The sequence below is a fragment of the Belnapia sp. AC561 genome, assembly GCF_979252845.1.
In genome coordinates, this window is record NZ_CEEDBP010000001.1 from 13,436 (window position 1) to 30,289 (window position 16,854).

Genomic DNA, 16,854 nt, shown 5'->3' on the forward strand with positions numbered 1-16,854 from the left:
GTTACTTGACGTCACGGAACTGGACCGGTCCTGCAGCCATCGCTCTTGCTGCGGAAGGTTCAGGGAAAGTGACCGCGCTGCCACGTGCAGGGCTGGGGGATGGAGCAGGGCCGGGGGTACCAATACATGCAACCGATGATGACCGAAGGCAAACGTGAGAACGTGCTGGTGGTCGACCCGCATATCCTGCGCCGCGCCTGCCTCATCCGCTTCCTCGCCGACTGGGCGGAAGGCTGCAACGCCGTGCTGCATCCGCAGTCGCCGGAAAGTCTCGACCTGGCCGAGGCCGGTGAACTTCCCTTCGCCATGGCGATCGTCAACCTCGCGGGCCTCCCCGTCGCCGAGACCGTTGCATCCGGCTGGTGGCGCGACCTGACGCACCGCCTCTCGACCGCGCCCGTGGTCCTCCTGTCGGACAGCGAGCGGACGGAGGAGGTCGTCGCGGCGGTGCGCGCGGGGACCCGGGGCTTCATCCCCACCACCACCGATCCCGCCATCGCGCTCCGGGCGCTGACATTCATCATGGCCGGAGGTTCCTTCTTTCCGCCGGGCGCCCTGCTGAAGCAGGAAGACGCGCTGGCCGGGCGTCCGGCCCAGTCGCCGCGGCGTGGCCGCGTGAACGGTGCCCCGTCCGAGCCGCGTGCCCTCACGATGCGCCAGGCGACGGTCTATCAATGCCTGCAGGACGGCCAGTCGAACAAGGCGATCGCCCGTGTCCTGCTGCTGCGCGAATCAACCGTGAAGGTGCATGTCGGGCAGATCATGCGGAAGCTCGGCGTCGCCAACCGCACCCAGATCGCCCTGGCGCAGATCGAGGCGCCACCGCGGGCCGCCAATAGCGAAGCGCCGCCCCTCCTGCTGGCGCCCGCGGCCTGAGCGTGATCCAGGACGCGGCTGCAACCCTTCCCGGAGACAGGTCATGACCGAATATCTTCCCGCCGGGTGGCAGGCTTTCCTCGCCGCCACGGATCTGCGGCTCCTGCTGCTCGCCTGGGCCTATCCGATCGCCTGCGGCCTGCTCCTCAGCCTGGCGGTGCTGGCCGGCCGATCCGTCCTGGCCGTATCGCTGGTCGCCCTGCCCCTGCTGCCGGGCTTCCTGCCGGAGGCCGGAGGGACGCCGCAGGCCCTTGCCCTGGTGCTGGCCGCCATCGCGCTCGCCGCCGGCTTCGCCGAACGCCGGCGGCGCGAGGCGACCGAGGCGGTGCTGCGGCGCATCGCCGCGCAGGACGCCAGGCTGGAGGAATTCTGCACCGCGCTGGACCGGCGGGCGAAGCTGGTGGACCGCCACCTCCTCACCCGCCAGCCCGCCGAGCCGGCCGACGCCGCCTGAGGCACCGGCCGGGAGAGAGCGGGGCGGCAGGCCGCTCAGACCTCGCGGAACGCGCGGCGGAAGGCATCCCGCAAGGGCTCGAGCAGGTAGCCGACCATGGTCCGTTCCCGCCGTACGATCAGCACCTCCGCGGGCATGCCGGGCACCAGGGCGACATTCGGGCCGAGCTTCGCCAATTCGCTGCGGTCCACCTCGACGCGGGCGAGGTAGTAGGGCTGGTTGTTCGCATCATCCATGAGCCTGTCGGCCGAGACGGTATGCACCGTGCCGCGGATCCGTGGCAGGCCGCGGCTGGAATAGGCCGTCAGCCGGACTTCCACCGGCATGCCGGATTGCACCACGTCGATATCGATCGGCGTGACCCGCGCATCGATCAGCAGCCGCTCCTCGTCCGGGACGATATCGACGATAGCCTCGCCGGCGCGGATGACGCCCTCGATGGTGCGGAAACGCAGGTTCACCACCGTGCCGCTGATCGGCGCCCCGACCACGGTGCGCGCCAGGATGTCGCGGCTCGACTGCAGGCGCTCGGTCACGCCCGCCAGCTCCGCCCGTACCTTGTCGAGCTGCTCGGCGATCTTGTCCAGCCGCTCGGCGTCGATGCCGAGGATCTGCATCTCTGCCTCGCCGATCACCTGCCGGTTGCGGGCGATGGCGCCGAGGTACTCGCCGCGCCGGCCCAGCAGCTCCGCCTGCTGCCGCTTGAGCTGCAGCACCTCCGGCCGCGGCACCAGCCCCTGCCGCAGCAGGGCCTCCTTGCCCACGAGTTCCTCCGCGATGAGCTGCAATTGCTGGGTCGCGCTGGCGACCTGCGCCTCGGTGCCGCGGATCTGCTCCTCCGACTGCTCGATCCGCAACCGCAACACCTCCTTCCGGCTCTCATGCGCCGCCCGCCGGGTGGCGAACAGCGCCTTCTGCCCGTTCAGGATGAGCGCGAGGTCCATCCCCGCCTCGGTCTGGGCCAGGCCTTCGGGGAAGATCAGCGTGGAGCTGTCCGCCTGCTCGGATTCGAGCCGTGCGCGCATCGCCACCAGGGTGCGGTGCTGGTCGAGCAGGGAGTTGTAGACGGTGCGCGCCTGGAGGCTTTCGATCAGCACCAGCGGATCTCCGGCCGAGACCCGGTCGCCGTCGCGGACCCGGATCGCGGCGATGATCCCGCCCTCGAGATGCTGCACGGTCCGCCGGCTGCCATCCGGGCTGATGATACCCGGCGCCACCGCACCGCCGGCGATGGGCGCGGTCAGGCCCCAGGCGAAGAAGCCGCCGATGAAGACGACCATCACCGTCTGCCCGGCCCGGCGCGGGCCGCGCAGCGCCTGCGCCATCGCCAGCCGGTCGTCTTGCGTGATTGCGGTCATGGATGCTGTCTCTCCTGCGCCTCGTTCAGGCCTGACGTGGCAAGGCCGGCGGCGATGCTTCCTGCGGCACGGCCCCGGTGACTGCGTCGCGCGCCGTCGCCGCCGCCAGCCGCATGCGCTTCAGGGCTTCCTCGCGCGGCGCGAATAGCTCGACCCGTCCATCCTTCAGCAGCAGGATGCGGTCGGCCTGGGACATGGTCGAAGGACGATGTCCGATGATGAGCACCGTCGCGCCGCGTTGCTTCAGCTCGCCGATCGCCGCGGCCAGCGCCGCCTCGCCATGCTGGTCGAGGTTGGCATTGGGCTCGTCCAGCACGATGAGCTGCGGCCCGCCGTAGACCGCCCGTGCCAGGCCGAGCCGCTGCCGCTGGCCGCCCGAGAGGCGGGCGCCGCCGTCGCCGATCGGCGTGTCGTAGCCCTGCGGCAGGCGCTGGATCATCTCATGCGCGAAGGCGAGCTTCGCCGCCGCGACCACCGCCTCGTCGTCGCGCTCGCCCATCCGGGCGATGTTGTCGCGCACGGTCCCGGCGAAAAGCTCCACATCCTGCGGCAGGTAGCCGATATGGCAGCCGAGTTCGGCGGTGTTCCAGTGGCGGATCTCCGATCCGTCGAGCCTGACCTCGCCCGCGCTCGGCTCGGCGGTGCCGACGAGAAGGCGGCACAGGGTGCTCTTCCCGCTGGCCGAGGGCCCGATCACCGCCACCGCCTCGCCGGGCTCGGCCCGGAAGCTCACCCCCTGCAGAACCGGTGCCCGCGCTCCCGGGGGCGTATAGGTCACCCGGTCGAAGGCGACGAAGCCGGCCGGCGCCGGCAGGCGGGTGCGGACCGGCAGCGGCGGCACGGCGCGGGACCGCAGCTGCAGGCGTGCCCAGGCCAGCCGGGTCAGCCCGAGCTGCCGGGCGCTGCCCATGGCGATCTCGATCGGCGCCAGCGCCCGTGCGAGCAGGATGGAGGAGGCGATCATCGCGCCGCCCGTCGCCTCGCCCTGCAGCACGAGATAGGCGCCGAGCCCGAGGGTTGCCGACTGGACGAAGATGCGCAGGCACCTGGTCAGCCCGAGCAGCAGGGCGCCGCGCTCGCTCGCCTGGCGCGCCGCCTCGATCGACCGGGCATTCTCCCGCGTCCAGCGCTCCGACAGGGCCGGCAGCATGCCCATCGCCTGCACCACCTCGGCATTGCGGATCGCCGCATCCGCCTGCTGCAGGGAAGCGATCTGCGCCGTGTTGCCCGCCGCGGTGGGACCCCGCGTGACCAGGTCGTTGGCGATGCCGAGCACCACCAGCAGCACCGCCGAGCCGGCCGCCAGCAGGCCGAGCATCGGATGCAGCATCCAGATGAGCAGGATGAACAACGGCGACCAGGGCAGGTCGAAGAAGACCGAAAGCCCGGCCGAGGGGATGAAGGACTGCACCTGCGCCAGGTCGCGCAGCGGCTGCGTGCCGGCCGCGTCGCCGCGCAGCCGGGCCCGCACGCTGGCCTCGAGGTAGATCGGCGCGAGCCGCTGGTTCAGCCACCCGCCGAGCCGCACGAGCATCGTGCCCCGCAGCGCATCGAGCAGCCCGAAGACCAGCAGCGCCGCGGCGATCATCAGGGTGAGCAGCACGAGGGTCTCGAGCCGCCCGGTGACCATGACCCGGTCGTAGACCTGCAGCATGTAGATCGGCGCGGCAAGCTGGAGCAGGTTCATGCAGAAGCTGAACAGGACCAGCGTGCCGAAGGCCGTGCGGCAGGCCGCCGCGGCCTCCGAGAGTTCCGTCCTTCGCTGCCGCATCGGCCGGGGGGTGTCGCTCATGGCGCCGCGATCCTGCTACAGGAGGAAGTCCGAGGACAGGAGCGAGCTCACGCCGACCAGGAAGATCCGCATGTCCGTTGCCTCCAGCACGCCATTCCCGTTCACATCGAATTCGACGAGGGCGCCGCCGACGCCGCCGACAGTGGCCAGGAAGTAATGGCCCGAGCCGACGCCGCCGCCGCTGAAGGTGGTGGTGGCGCCGCGCCAGACGAAGGCATCGTCCTGCGGCGTGCCCGGGATGGCATCGATGGGGCTCACCACGATCTGGTCGGTGCCGGAGGTGAAATCGAGGATCTGGTCGAATGTCGCCGCGCTGGTGGCGAAGCTGTCGGAGGCCGCGCCATAGAGGAAGATATCGCTGGCGGCGCCACCTGACAGCGTGTCCGCCCCACCGGCGCCGCGCAGCACGTTGTTGCCGGCATTGCCGCCGAGCCGGTCGCCGAAGGACGAGCCGGTCAGGGCCTCGATGCTGTCGAGCTGGTCGCCCTGGGCATCGCCACCAACCCCTGTGGCGATGCCGCCGGTGCCGAGCAGGACGGTCACCCCGGCGGTGGAGCCGGTGTAGTCGGCGGTATCGGTCCCGGCGCCGCCCATCAGCACGTCCGCCCCGCCCAGCCCCCGCAGCAGGTCGCTGCCATTGCCGCCCTCGAGCTGGTTGGCGCCGGCGCTGCCCAGCAGCGTATCGTTGAAGTTCGATCCGACGACATTCTCGATGCTGCCATCGACCGTGTCGTTCTGGGAATCGCTGCCCACCGGCGTGCTGACGGATCCGCCGATGGCGACGATCACCGAACTGCCGGCCGTGGCGTAATCCGCCGTGTCGATGCCGGCGCCGCCGATGAGGAGGTCCGCCCCGCCGCCGCCGCGCAACGTATCGTTGCCGTCATTGCCCTCGATGCGGTTCGCCTGGCTGTTGCCGACGAGGAAATCGCCGAAGGAGGAACCGCCGAGGTTCTCGATGCCGATGAGGACATCCCCATCGGCATCGCCGCCGGCATTGGCGAGCGAGCCGTCGAGCGCCACCGTCACCCCCACCGCCGAGCCCTGGTAGAGCGCGAAGTCGATGCCGCCGCCGCCGTTGAGCGTATCGGCGCCGGCGGCGCCGAGGAGGACATCATCGCCGAGGCCACCATCCAGCCGGTTGGCGACGGCGCTGCCGATCAGGGTATCGTTGAAGGCCGAGCCGATCAGGTTCTCGATCTGGCTGATCAGGTCGCCCTGGGCGTCGCCGCCCGTGCCCAGGGTCGCCTGGCTCGGATCGTCGCTGGCAAAGAGCGCGAGCTGGATGGCGGCGCCGGAGGCGGAGTAGTCGGCGGTATCGTTGCCGCCGCCGCCGCCGAGCCGATCCGCCCCGGCGCCGCCGATCAGCGTCTCGTCCGCGGCGCCTCCGAAGAAGGTATCGTTGAAGGCGGAGCCGATCAGGATCTCGATGTTGGCGTAGGTGTCCCCGGCCGGGCCGAGGTTGAGGGCGAGGTCGACGCCTACCCCGACAGCGGCGCCGGAGTAGTCGACCGTGTCGATGCCGGCGCCGCCGTCGTGGAAATCGGCCCCGGCCCCGGCCACCAGCCGGTCGTTGCCGTCGCCGCCTTCCAGCACGTCGTTGCCGTCGCCGCCGTCCAGCGTATCGTTGTCCGCGCCACCGCGCAGGGTATCGAGCCCGCCGGTGCCCAGCAGGCTGTCGTTGCCGGCACCGCCCTCGACCAGATCGGCGCCGTCGCCCGACTGGAGCGTGTCGTTGCCGTCGCCGCCGAACATCTGATCGTCGCCGAGCGAGCCGTTCAGGTCGTCGTTGCCGTCGCCGCCGCGAATGGTATCGTTGCCCATGCCGCCGAGGATGGTATCGTTGCCGGCCCCGCCGTCGAGCAGGTCGTTGCCCTCGGAATCGCTGATCAGGTCGTCGCCGAGTCCGCCATAGGCGGTATCGTCGTCGAAGCCCGGCAGCAGCGTGTCGTTGCCGCCGCCGCCATAGAGCTTGTCCATGCCCGCCCCGCCATCCAGCAGGTCGTTGCCGCCGGAGGGAAGGTCGCTGCCGTCCGGAATGCCGTCCGCGTCGACGTCGTCGGGCACGCCGTCGAGGTCGCCGTCGTCGACGGTATCGCCGATCAGGACGTCGTTCCCCGCATTGCCCCGCAGCGTATCGCCGGCCAGGCCGCCGATGAGCTGGTTGTCGAGCCCGTTGCCGCCCAGCGTATCGTTGAAGGCGGAACCGGTGATGTTCTCGACGCCGGAGATGCTGTCGTTGTTGGCGTCGCCGCCGATGCCGCGGGTGACCGCATTGGCATTGGCATTGAGCAGCACGGCTACGCCGGCGCTCGAGGTCGAATAGTCGACGGTATCGATGCCGGCGCCGCCGACAAGGCTGTCGGCGCCAGCGCCACCGCGCAGCACGTCGTTCCCGCCGCCGCCGTTCAGGGTATCGTTGCCGGCACCGCCATCCAGGATATCGTCGCTATCCGCGGCCGTGAGCTGGTCGTTGCCTGCGGCGCCCTGCAGCGAGTCCCGGCCGGTCGTCGCAGGCGCGACGGTGATGCGGTAGTTCACGGGTATGGCGGTCACCAACCCGACGAAGCGGAAGCTGCCGTCCTGAAAATGCGTATAAGGATTGTTGGCCGCGTTCACGTCGATCAGCGTGAAGATCGGTGCGGGCTTTGGCATGATCCATATCCTCCGGGACGCGGCAACGCGATGGGTAAAGGCTATCGAGCATTGGCACGAAGGAACAACGGCACAGGCGGCGGGGCAACCAAGGGCTTAGGGCGTAGATGCGTCCCGAGTGCCTGCATCAGTCTTTGGTGGTAGCGTTGGCCGGGCCGTGTTCGACGCCGGATACAACAAAGGCCCGACGGATGCCGTCGGGCCTTTGCCGGCCGTACAAGGCATCCGCGGCGTCGCCGCAGAGGCCTGGCGGCAATCAGCCGACCGCCGAGAAGCCGGTCACCGTGATGCTGGAATAGGTGTCGCTGGTGAAGGCAACCAGGTTGACCTCGGTCGCGCTGTCGTCGCCATAGGCCTGCACGTCGACATTGAAGACGGCGGAGTTGCCGTTGATGTCGACGCAGACGTTGATGGACGCGTCGACATCGGTGTAGCTGTCGTAATCGACGTCGGTGTTGAAGTCCGTGTCGATGTTGGCGCTGTAGTCATAGCTCGCGTCGAAGTCGACTTCGTTCGAAGGCCAATAGAAGGTCATCGCCGTCTCCATCTTTTATCACCGACACCGTGCCGGTGACGTGAAGCTATCGGGCAGATTGCACGGGAGGCAATGTTGCGCATGGAGTACTCGACCTACGGCGTATCCCGCTGCAACGGCGCTACCGCGCATCGCCGATGCGTAGTCCAGGCCGCGGCCCGACTACGCCTAGTGATGCAGGGCCCGGGACCATGGTGCCGCGCAGCAGGCCGGGCAGGAACGTCGGCATCATCCGACCGCGACCACGACCACGGCGCTGACCGTCGACAAGGCATCTTCCAGCGTGAAGGCGGTGACCATGGTATCGACGAAGGTATTGTCTCCATAGGCGGAGGCATCGACCGCGAAGATGGCGAGGTTGCCGTCGATGAAGATGCCGCCGCCGCCGCCGCCGCTGCCGTCGCAGCCGCAATCGGTGTAGTCCGGCAGCGGCTCCTCGGCCGGGGCATAGCCTGAGAAATTGTCGAGCGGGGCGTAGGGATCGACCATCTGCAGCTCGACGAAGGACACCGAGCTTGCATCCGCCCAGTCGTCGCTCCAGCTTGCCGTGGTCTCTACCGAGGATATGGAGATGCCGCGGCTGGCGTCCCCGGCAGCCGATATCGTGGCCGAGGTCGCGGCGAAGCTGCCCGACCCGGTCGCGGCCGCGACGAAGGTCGCCGTGGCATAGGCGGAGCCGTCGGATGCGGTGGCGATCACGGTAGCGCCGGCATAGGTATTGGTGCCGAGCGCCGTTGCATCCCCCGCGACCGAGACGACGGTGCCGGAGCTGGTATCCGCGCCAACCGCCCCCGTCGCTACCTGGACCGAAAGGGTCTCGCTGCTGCCGGCAGTCGATGTTGTGGCGGTCTGTCCCATAACGATGGACGAGGATGTGGCGGCTGGCATGGCGCATCTCCATAAGGTCCCGGGCGCCCGAGCCTAATCCCGAACCTTACTGTCGGGTGCGCTAGGAAGATGAAGCCCCTTCCTCCATGCGGGGGAGAATCCAAGGTCGCAACCGGAGTACGCATTCGGGCAGGGTGGTAGACCTTGGTGCCGCCGTTCGTCCTTCGGCGTAAGTCGCCTGATTGCCCGGGAAGGGGCCATCGGCATGGTCGGATGACAAGCAAGACCATGCTCCGGATGCGGCCTCAGGCGAACATCGTCAGGAAGTCGGCCGGGGCGAAGGCCGCGGCCCGGTCGGCGGCTTCTGCGGACAGGTCGGCATCCTCGAAGATCGCCTGCAGGAGCGGCAGCGCCGCCGCGTTGCCGAGCTTTCCGGAGCCCTGGGCCGAGAAGCCGGCGTTCAGGCTGAAGAAATCGTCCAGGTTGACGCTGGAGATGCCGCCATCGATCGCCATGGTGACGATGAGGTCCCGCGCGTCCTGCAGGCCCCGGCTGAGCCAGACGGCATCCCCATTGAGCGCATTCAGCCCCGCCACCGATTCCCAGTCCCCCGCATGGGCGACCAGCCGGTCCCCCTGGGCGAGGTTGAAGCCGACGATCCGGTCGGAGCCGAAGGCGCCGTCCAGCAGGTACCAATCGGCGCCGGCGCCACCGACATAGAGATCGTTGCCGTCGCCGGCGTGGCCGGCACCGCCCATCCGCAGGGTATTGCGGCCGCCACCGACCTGGACGAGGTCATTGCCGCTGCCGGCATCGATCCAGTCGTCGTCATCGGCGCCCTGGATGGTGTCGTTGCCGTCGCCGCCGAAGCCGATGTTGTTCCCGCCGCCGAGCAGAAGCCGGTCATGGCCGGCGCCGCCGAAGACCCAGTCCTGGCCGTCACCGGCCTGCAGCCGGTCGTTGCCCTCGTTGCCGAAGAGAGTATTGTCGCCGGCGCCGGCCACGATGGTATCCGCGCCGGCGCCACCGAATATCCAGGCGGCATCGCTGCCGCTGCCGGTGATGATCCTGTCGTCGCAGGCCGTGCCGAAGCGGAAGCCGTCGCTGGCGGCAGGCGAGCCGGCCATGGTCACCTGCACGCTGACCGTCGAGAGTTGGTCTTCCAGGGCGAAGGCCGAAACGGCGACGTCGTTCAGCGTATTGTCGCCGAAGGCCTGGGTCTCCACCGCGAAGGTTGCCAGGTTGCCGGAAACCGAGGCATCCACCGCATCGAGCGTGATTTCCTTGGTGAGGATCGAGATCAGCGGCCCGCCGGCCAAGCCGAAATGCAATACGTCCATGGCGAAGAAGGTTGTCGTGCTCGAGGCGATGGACCAGCTTCCGGCGTCGGTCTCGCCCGAGCCGGTCGCATGCACGGTCCGCGCGATAAAGATATCCGCGCCCGGCGCCTCGACCGGCGTATCCGCGGTCGCATAGGCGATCTCGCCCGGACCGGACGCCGCATAGGCGGTGAAGGTCATCGTGCCCAGGACGAGCGAGACGATCCCGCGCTGATACAGCCGGATCTCAACCGCGGCGTCGCTGAAGCTGTCGTGACCGATGGCATCCGCATTGCCCAAGGCCATCACCGCCATGCCGCCGTCCTGCGCTTCGGGAACGAAGGCGGGGCGGAGGGCCGCGGGATGATGGTGCTGCCCGTGACCCTCGAAGACGTAGTCGGACGTCGGATCGAGATCGGCCTGCGCGCGGTCGGGCGCGAATGGCCGACCTCGATTGGGTGATGCCTGAAAGCTGCCCTGCATGATCCTCTCCCTTTGGTGAGATCTGTCCGGGAGAGAACTGTACCGACGCCGAACCGGACGCACAGAGACCCACAGGGAGATCCTCCCTTTGGTGCCGGCTAAGCCTTATGGGGAATGCGGCGCCGAAGCGGAGCGGCCCGCATCCGTGATGGTCGTGCCGCGCCTCAGGCGACGGCGCGCACCAGCGCCGCCCAGCGGTCGAGCTGCGGCAGGATGACATCCCGCTTGGCCGCCTCTAGGCTCAGGATCACCCGGTCGACCCCGAGGTCGCGGTCCGCCAGCAGCGCATCCCGGTCCTCGGCGACGCCCCAGATCGTGATCGGCAGCTCGGCCTCCGTCCGCCCCGCTTCCGCCGCCAGCGCGCGGAATTGCGGGATCAGCGCGGCGACATCGGCATAGTGCTGGCGCACCCGGTGCGGCATCCAGCCGTCGCCGTAGCGCACCGCCCGCTTCGCCCCCCAGGGCCAGGCGCCGCCGACGATCACCGGCGGATGCGGCGTCTGCACCGGCTTCGGCCAGGTCATCATCGGTTTGAAGTCGACGAATTCGCCGTGGTATTCCGGCTTCGACTTGGTCCAGATCAGCTTCATCGCCTCGATCCGCTCCCGCGCCAGCTTGTGCCGGGTGGCGAAGACGGTGCCGTGGTCCTCGATCTCCTCCTGGTTCCAGCCGTTGCCGACGCCGAACAGGAAGCGACCGTTCGAGATGCGGTCGATCGAGGCCACCGACTTCGCCGTCTGGATCGGGTCCCGCTGCACCACCAGGCAGATGCCGGTGCCGACCTTCAGCGTGGTCGTCGCCGCCGCCGCCGCGGTCAGCGTCACGAAGGGATCCATCACGTCGTAGTACTGCTTCGGCAGCTCGGCCCCGCTCGGGTGCGAGACGCGGCGCACCAGCGGGATATGCGAATGCTCCGGCGCCCAGACGCTGTCGAAGCCGCGTTCCTCCAGCGCCACGGCGAGTTCCGCCGGGCCCATGGAGTAATCCGTGAAGAACATCGCCGCGCCGATCTTCATTGAACCCGCCTCCCATTTCGAGGAAGGCTGGACCTTCCGGCGCGGCGGCTCAAGGGGCGAAGAGCTTGCTCCGCGGCCGTGCCAGGCCGAGGTGGTCGCGCAGGGTCGTTCCGGCATAGTCCCGCCGGAACAGCCCGCGTTCCTGCAGGACCGGCACCACCATGTCGACGAAATCGTCGAAGCCGCCGGGGAAATAGGCCGGCAGGATATTGAAGCCGTCGCAGGCGCGTTCCTCGAACCACTGCTGCAGGGTAACGGCGATGGTCTCCGGCGTGCCGCAGATCACCCAATGGCCGCGCGCCGCGCCGGTCAGGTTGAACAGGTCCCGCCAGGTCATCCTATCGCGCAGCGCCTTGGCCAGCATGGCGCGGGCGAAGCCATGCGAGCTGTCCGGCAGCGGCAGCTCCGTCACCAGATCGTCGGGCGGGAATTGCGAGACATCCTGGCCGAGCCGCGAGGAGAGCATCGACAGCGCATTCGTCGTGTTCACGAAGCTCTGCAGCGTGTTCAGCTTCTCCCGCGCCTCGGCATCGGTGCGGCCCACCACCGGCATGACGCCGGGCAGCACCGCGATCTCATCCGGGTCGCGGCCGAAGGCGGGCATGCGCGACTTCAGCGCGACATAGCCGGCCTTCGCCTCCTCCAGGTCCTGCACCACGGAGAAGACCACGTCGGCGGTGCGCGCCGCCAGCGCCAGCCCGGGGCCGGAGGAGCCGGCCTGGAGGATGATCGGCTGGCCCTGCGGCGTGCGGCTGGTCGGCAGCGGCCCCTTCACCGAGAAGAAGCGCCCCTTGTGGTCCAGGGTGCGCACCTTGGCCGGGTCGATGTACTGCCCCGTCGCGTGGTTGCGCACGACCGCGCCATCGTCCCAGCAATCCCACAAGCCGCGCACGACATCGACGAATTCCTCCGCCACTTCGTAGCGCGCGTCGTGCTCGGGATGGATGCGGCCGAAATTCTCCGCCGCCTTGCCGCCCGAGCTCGTCACCGCATTCCAGGCCGCGCGCCCGCCGCTGAGGTGATCGAGCGAGGCGAAGGCCCGCGCCACGTTGTAGGGCTCGTTGTAGGTGGTCGACGACGTCGCCCCCAGCCCGACATGCGTCGTCGTCGCGGCCAGCGCGGCCAGCATCGTCAGCGGCTCGAACCGCGCGGCGAAGGAGGGATGCATGCCCGGCTCCGTCGCCAGGTTGTCGCCGAGGAAGATCAGGTCGAACTTCCCGCGTTCCGCGATGCGGGCGATCTCCTGCACCACCGACAGGTCCTCGAAGCTCTGCGCCGCACCGGGATAGCGCCAGCCGGCGATGTGGTTGCCGGTCCCGAGGACGAAAACCCCGAGATGCATCTGGCGGCCGGGCTTGGTCATGCGGCGAAACTCCTGACTATTCGCGCGCGGTGCAGCAAATATCGTGCCCCGCCACGCTGCCCGCGGTCACTGCCGGAAATCCTCCGGCCCCGGGACGTCGGTGTAAAGCCGCCGCAGCCTCGCCAGGAAGTCCGGCTCCCGCTTGGCCAGGCTGCCCTCCACCGGATCGGCGCCGGGGAACATGGTATCCGTCGCCTCCAGGCTGAAGCGGCGGACGAATTGCACCCGCGTGTCGCGCCAGGCGGCGACATCCTCCGCCCCGCCGCCGCGGGCCAGCACGGCGCCGGCGATGATCCCGTCCTCGATCGCCTGGGTCGCGCCCTGGCCCAGGGTCGGGACCATGGCATGCGCCGCATCGCCGAGGAATAGCACACGCCCTGACGCCGCCGTGCGCAGCAGCGGTGCATCCTGCAGCCGCGCCCAATGGATGGCCTCGACCCCCGCCGCCAGCCGCTCCACCATCCAGGCGACGGCCGGGCAGGTGCCGCCGCTCTCGGGTGTGTAGAGCGCCCGCTGGAAGGCGGCGGTGCGCGCCTCGGCCGGGATCTCCGCCTCGGGCGCGGCCAGCGGGAAGCCGCCGGCGATATAGGCGGCACCGCCCGGCAGCCGGTAGGACAGCAGCCGGGCATTGCCGTTGAACCACTGGCCATAGTCGTCATAGGGGCAGTCGGCCGCCTCCGGCACCAGCAGCCGGGTCATGGCGATGCCGTGGAAGGTCGGCGTGCTCGGGCCGCTGGTCAACGAGCGGAGCGCGGAATAGCGGCCGTCCCCGGCGACCAGCAGGTCGTAGCCGCGCGGCCGCAGCCGGGCGCCATCGGGGGCCTGCAGCACCGGCACCAGCCGGCGCACCGCATCCTCCTCCACCCCCACCAGGGTCAGGCCGTAGCGGGTGATGCCGGCGACCGGGGCGCGCAGCAGGCGATACAGCTCGGACCAGCGCAGCCGGATGCCGGCATCCTCGGCGACCTCCACCAGCGGCAGGTCGAAGAGCCGCCGGCCGCTGGCGAGGTCGATGAACCAGCGGGTCCAGGGCAGGGAGGCCTCCCGCACCGCCGCATGCCGCTCCGGCAGGTGCAGCCGCAGCGCCTTCATCGCATTGGGCCCGACGTTGAGCCCGGTGCCGGACTCCTCCACCGCATCGGGCGGCAGCCGGTCATAGGCCTCCACGGTGATGCCGGGGGTCTGCATCAGCATCTCCCCGAGCAGGCTGCCGGCGACGCCGCAGCCGATGATGCCGACCCTCATGCCCGCCCCCCGGATAGGAGCACCCTGCCTAGCAAGCCACGGGCCGCACCACCCGCGAACTGGGCGCCATGAGGTCGAGCACCGGGCCGATCGGCACGATCCGGCTCGGGTTCACCCAAGGATGGCTCTGGTAGTAGTGCCGGGCGATATGGCCGAAATCCACCGTCCCGGCGATGCCGGGCACCTGGTACAGCGCCCGCGTGTGGTCCCACAGCGCGGGGTAGTCGAGGATCCGCCGGCGGTTGCACTTGAAGTGGCCGTGGTAGACCGTGTCGAAGCGGATCAGGGTGGTAAACAGCCGCCAATCCGCCTCGGTCGCCGCCTCCCCGGCCAGGAAGGGCTGGCGTGACAGCAGCGCCTCCAGCCAGTCCAGCGTCTCGAACAGCGGGCCGATGGCGGCGTCATAGGCTTCCTGGGTGCGGGCGAAGCCGGCCCGGTAGACGCCGTTGTTCAGCGTCGCATAGACCCGCTCGTTCACCGCATCGATCGCCGGGCGCAGCGCCGCCGGATACCAGTCGCCCCGGGTCGCGCCCAGCCCGTCGAAGGCCTCGTTGAAGATGCGGATGATCTCGGCGGACTCGTTGTTCACGATGGTCCCCGTGGCCTTGTCCCACAGCACCGGCACGGTGACCCGGCCGGTGAAGCCGGGATCGGCCCTGGCATAGACCTCATGTAATGCCGCCGCGCCATTCACCCCATCCGCCACCACGCCCTCGCCGGGGGCAAAGTTCCAGCCCTGCTCGCCCATCAGCCAATGGGTGACGGAAAGGCCGATCATCGCCTCCAGCCCCTTCAGCCGGCGGAAGATCAGTGCCCGGTGCGCCCAGGGGCAGGCCAGCGAGACGTACAGATGGTAGCGCCCCGCCTCCGGCGGGAAGCGGCCGCCGGGGGCGATCCGTTCGCGGAAGCGGCTCTCGGCCCGCTGGAAGCTGCCGCCCTGCACCGGCAGCGCATCCTCCGCCTGCCAGGTGCCGTCGACCATCATGCCCATGCGGCTGGCCTCAGCCCCCGGTCGGCATGAAGCGGAAGCCGTCGCCCCAGCGGGTGACATGCCCGGTGGAGGGGGAGGGGAAATGCGACGTGCAGATCAGCCGACCCGTATCGCAATGGCATTCGAGGAACTTCCGCCGGGTGACGGCGGAGGCCTGCTGGTCCACATCCGCCCGCATCGAAATCTCGGGGTAGCGGGCCTGCAGCGGCGAATGGATCAGGTCGCCGGTCAGCACCGCGACCGTCTCGCCCTTGCCCAATTCCACCGCGAAATGGTCCGGCGTATGGCCGGGCGTCGGCGTCAGCCGCACATGATCGTTCAGCGCGCTGTCGCTGCTGGCAAGCTGCGCCTGGCCGGCGGCGATGATGGGCAGCACGCTGTCCTCGAGGATCTGGTTCGGGGTCTTGGCATGCTCCGCCTCCCAATAGGCCAGCTCCTTCTCGGCGAAGACGTAGCGCGCCTTGGGGAAGGTCGGCACCCAGCGGCCATTCTCGAGGCGGGTGTTCCAGCCGACATGGTCGACATGCAGGTGGGTGCACATGACGAAGTCGATGTCCTCCACCGAATAGCCGGTGGCGGCCAGGTTGCGTTCCCAGGTGTCGTCGGTCTTCTGGTGCCAGAAGGGCCGGTTCGGCCGCTGCTTGTGGTTGCCGACGCAGCTATCGACCAGGATGGTGTGGTGCGGCGTCTTCACGATGTAGCTCTGGATGCAGAGCTTGATCAGGCCGGTCGCCGGGTCCAGCGCCGCCGGCTCCAGCCAGGACCGGTTCTCCGCCAGCACCTCCGGCGTCAGGTTCGGGAAGAACTCCAGCGGATCGAAGAGCGGGCGCTCCTCCTCGACCACGCGATGGATGGTCAGGTCGCCGAGCTGGAAGCCTTTGGCCATGATGGGTTCCTCCGTTCGGAGGCAGCTTACCCCGCCGCAGTCGTCCCGCCAGCCATCATCCGGCCCTTGCATGGTTGCGGCGGCGGCGCGAAGCTTTGCGCTGCAACCGTCGGCGCAACGGCCCCCGTCAATGGTCCGGCTCCGACATCGGAGGACTTCACGCCATGGACGGCATGACCAAGGTCGAATGCCCCTTCAACCGGGCCGCCGAATCCCTCGGCAATTCGGTCGAGCTGCAGCACGTGAACCTGCGGATCCCCGACCCCCTGCTGGGCACCGCCTTCTACATCAGCGCCCTCGGCCTGACGCGCGACCCCTATCTGGTCACCGGCATCGAGAACATGTGGGCCAATGTCGGGGTCAGCCAATTCCATCTGCCGACCGGCCCGGCGCAGAAGCTGCGCGGCGTCACCGGCCTGGTGACGCCGAACCGGGAGCTGCTGCTGCACCAGCTGCAGACCGCCCGCCGCTGGCTGGGCAATACCCAGTACGGCTTCAGCGAGGCCGCCGACCATGTCGACGTGACCTGCCCCTGGGGCAACCGCATCCGGGTCCATGCCCCGGATGCCGAGCGCTTCGGCCGCATCACCCTCGGCATGCCCTATGTCGCCTTCGACGTGGCGCCAGGCACCCTGCCGGGCATCGTCCGCTTCTACGAGCAGATCATCGGCGCCCCGGCCGTGCTGCAGGACGGCGAGGCGAAGGTGACCGTCGCCCATGGCCAGCACCTGTACTTCCGCGAGACCGACGCGCCGCAGCCGGCCTTCGACGGCCACCACATCCAGCTCGCCTTCGTCGATTTCGGCGGGGTGCATGCGAAGCTGGCGGCGCGCGGGCTGATCAGCCAGGAGGACAGCGAGCACCAGTACCGCTTCCGGGACATCGTGGACCCCGAGGACGGCCGCCTGCTGTTCCAGGTGGAGCACGAGATCCGCAGCACGACCCATCCGCTGTTCCGCCGGCCGCTGGTCAACCGCAACCCGGCCGTGAGCAACCTGATCTATGCCCCGGGGCACGAGAGCTACGTGCCGGCGATGGCGCCTAGCTGAGGCA

The 16,854-nt window shown here is 69.4% G+C and carries 14 protein-coding genes; 3 read left to right on the forward strand and 11 right to left on the reverse strand.

Going from position 1 to position 16,854, the window contains the following annotated elements; genetic code table 11:
* The first annotated feature begins 126 nt into the window (after positions 1–126).
* Both AC0IW9_RS00060 and AC0IW9_RS00065 read left to right on the forward strand, forming a co-directional pair.
* Positions 127–876, forward strand: coding sequence for a LuxR C-terminal-related transcriptional regulator (locus tag AC0IW9_RS00060; protein ID WP_471646156.1), 750 nt, complete (start codon positions 127–129; stop codon positions 874–876).
* A 43-nt stretch (positions 877–919) separates the two neighbouring features.
* Positions 920–1,330: a hypothetical protein gene (locus tag AC0IW9_RS00065; protein ID WP_471646157.1), complete on the forward strand. Its 411-nt coding sequence runs from the start codon at positions 920–922 to the stop codon at positions 1,328–1,330.
* A gap of 35 nt (positions 1,331–1,365) precedes the next feature.
* Here the strand turns inward: AC0IW9_RS00065 and AC0IW9_RS00070 are convergent, their stop codons facing one another.
* The 11 genes from AC0IW9_RS00070 to AC0IW9_RS00120 all read right to left on the reverse strand — a co-directional run bounded on the left by AC0IW9_RS00070 (position 1,366) and on the right by AC0IW9_RS00120 (position 15,801).
* The gene (locus AC0IW9_RS00070) at positions 1,366–2,688 is read right to left on the reverse strand and encodes an HlyD family type I secretion periplasmic adaptor subunit (protein ID WP_471646158.1); all 1,323 of its coding nucleotides are present in this window, start codon (positions 2,686–2,688) and stop codon (positions 1,366–1,368) included.
* Between the two features lie 25 nt (positions 2,689–2,713).
* Entirely contained in the window at positions 2,714–4,480 is a 1,767-nt protein-coding gene (locus AC0IW9_RS00075) for a type I secretion system permease/ATPase (protein WP_471646159.1), read from the reverse strand.
* 15 nt (positions 4,481–4,495) lie between these two features.
* Positions 4,496–7,135 (reverse strand): hypothetical protein, encoded by a 2,640-nt coding sequence (locus AC0IW9_RS00080; RefSeq protein ID WP_471646160.1) that lies wholly within the window; start codon positions 7,133–7,135, stop codon positions 4,496–4,498.
* Positions 7,136–7,391: 256 nt separating this feature from the next.
* A complete protein-coding gene (locus AC0IW9_RS00085; protein WP_471646161.1) occupies positions 7,392–7,670 on the reverse strand; it encodes a hypothetical protein in 279 nt (92 codons plus the stop codon).
* 228 nt (positions 7,671–7,898) lie between these two features.
* Positions 7,899–8,558, reverse strand: a complete 660-nt coding sequence (locus AC0IW9_RS00090; protein ID WP_471646162.1) for a hypothetical protein — start codon at positions 8,556–8,558, stop codon at positions 7,899–7,901.
* Positions 8,559–8,803: 245 nt separating this feature from the next.
* Complete coding sequence (locus AC0IW9_RS00095) at positions 8,804–10,300, reverse strand: hypothetical protein (protein ID WP_471646163.1); 1,497 nt, start codon at positions 10,298–10,300, stop codon at positions 8,804–8,806.
* A 164-nt stretch (positions 10,301–10,464) separates the two neighbouring features.
* On the reverse strand, positions 10,465–11,316 hold the full coding sequence (locus AC0IW9_RS00100) for an LLM class F420-dependent oxidoreductase (RefSeq protein ID WP_471646164.1): 852 nt from the start codon (positions 11,314–11,316) through the stop codon (positions 10,465–10,467).
* Between the two features lie 49 nt (positions 11,317–11,365).
* Entirely contained in the window at positions 11,366–12,679 is a 1,314-nt protein-coding gene (locus AC0IW9_RS00105; RefSeq protein WP_471646165.1) for an LLM class flavin-dependent oxidoreductase, read from the reverse strand.
* A gap of 66 nt (positions 12,680–12,745) precedes the next feature.
* Complete coding sequence (locus tag AC0IW9_RS00110) at positions 12,746–13,924, reverse strand: FAD-dependent oxidoreductase (RefSeq protein WP_471646166.1); 1,179 nt, start codon at positions 13,922–13,924, stop codon at positions 12,746–12,748.
* Between the two features lie 28 nt (positions 13,925–13,952).
* A complete protein-coding gene (locus AC0IW9_RS00115) occupies positions 13,953–14,915 on the reverse strand; it encodes a glutathione S-transferase family protein (RefSeq protein WP_471646167.1) in 963 nt (320 codons plus the stop codon).
* 10 nt (positions 14,916–14,925) lie between these two features.
* Complete coding sequence (locus AC0IW9_RS00120) at positions 14,926–15,801, reverse strand: MBL fold metallo-hydrolase (RefSeq protein ID WP_471646168.1); 876 nt, start codon at positions 15,799–15,801, stop codon at positions 14,926–14,928.
* A gap of 164 nt (positions 15,802–15,965) precedes the next feature.
* Between AC0IW9_RS00120 and AC0IW9_RS00125 the strand changes: the two genes are divergently transcribed.
* Positions 15,966–16,850, forward strand: a complete 885-nt coding sequence (locus AC0IW9_RS00125; RefSeq protein ID WP_471646169.1) for a hypothetical protein — start codon at positions 15,966–15,968, stop codon at positions 16,848–16,850.
* The last annotated feature ends 4 nt before the right edge of the window (positions 16,851–16,854 follow it).

Bases quoted from the DNA above. Each gene is read 5' to 3' on its own strand.
- AC0IW9_RS00060 (WP_471646156.1), top strand. From the start codon at position 127: ATGCAACCGATGATGACCGAAGGCAAACGTGAGAACGTGCTGGTGGTC.
- AC0IW9_RS00065 (WP_471646157.1), top strand. From the start codon at position 920: ATGACCGAATATCTTCCCGCCGGGTGGCAGGCTTTCCTCGCCGCCACG.
- AC0IW9_RS00070 (WP_471646158.1), bottom strand. From the start codon at position 2,688: ATGACCGCAATCACGCAAGACGACCGGCTGGCGATGGCGCAGGCGCTG.
- AC0IW9_RS00075 (WP_471646159.1), bottom strand. From the start codon at position 4,480: ATGAGCGACACCCCCCGGCCGATGCGGCAGCGAAGGACGGAACTCTCG.
- AC0IW9_RS00080 (WP_471646160.1), bottom strand. From the start codon at position 7,135: ATGCCAAAGCCCGCACCGATCTTCACGCTGATCGACGTGAACGCGGCC.
- AC0IW9_RS00085 (WP_471646161.1), bottom strand. From the start codon at position 7,670: ATGACCTTCTATTGGCCTTCGAACGAAGTCGACTTCGACGCGAGCTAT.
- AC0IW9_RS00090 (WP_471646162.1), bottom strand. From the start codon at position 8,558: ATGCCAGCCGCCACATCCTCGTCCATCGTTATGGGACAGACCGCCACA.
- AC0IW9_RS00095 (WP_471646163.1), bottom strand. From the start codon at position 10,300: ATGCAGGGCAGCTTTCAGGCATCACCCAATCGAGGTCGGCCATTCGCG.
- AC0IW9_RS00100 (WP_471646164.1), bottom strand. From the start codon at position 11,316: ATGAAGATCGGCGCGGCGATGTTCTTCACGGATTACTCCATGGGCCCG.
- AC0IW9_RS00105 (WP_471646165.1), bottom strand. From the start codon at position 12,679: ATGACCAAGCCCGGCCGCCAGATGCATCTCGGGGTTTTCGTCCTCGGG.
- AC0IW9_RS00110 (WP_471646166.1), bottom strand. From the start codon at position 13,924: ATGAGGGTCGGCATCATCGGCTGCGGCGTCGCCGGCAGCCTGCTCGGG.
- AC0IW9_RS00115 (WP_471646167.1), bottom strand. From the start codon at position 14,915: ATGGGCATGATGGTCGACGGCACCTGGCAGGCGGAGGATGCGCTGCCG.
- AC0IW9_RS00120 (WP_471646168.1), bottom strand. From the start codon at position 15,801: ATGGCCAAAGGCTTCCAGCTCGGCGACCTGACCATCCATCGCGTGGTC.
- AC0IW9_RS00125 (WP_471646169.1), top strand. From the start codon at position 15,966: ATGGACGGCATGACCAAGGTCGAATGCCCCTTCAACCGGGCCGCCGAA.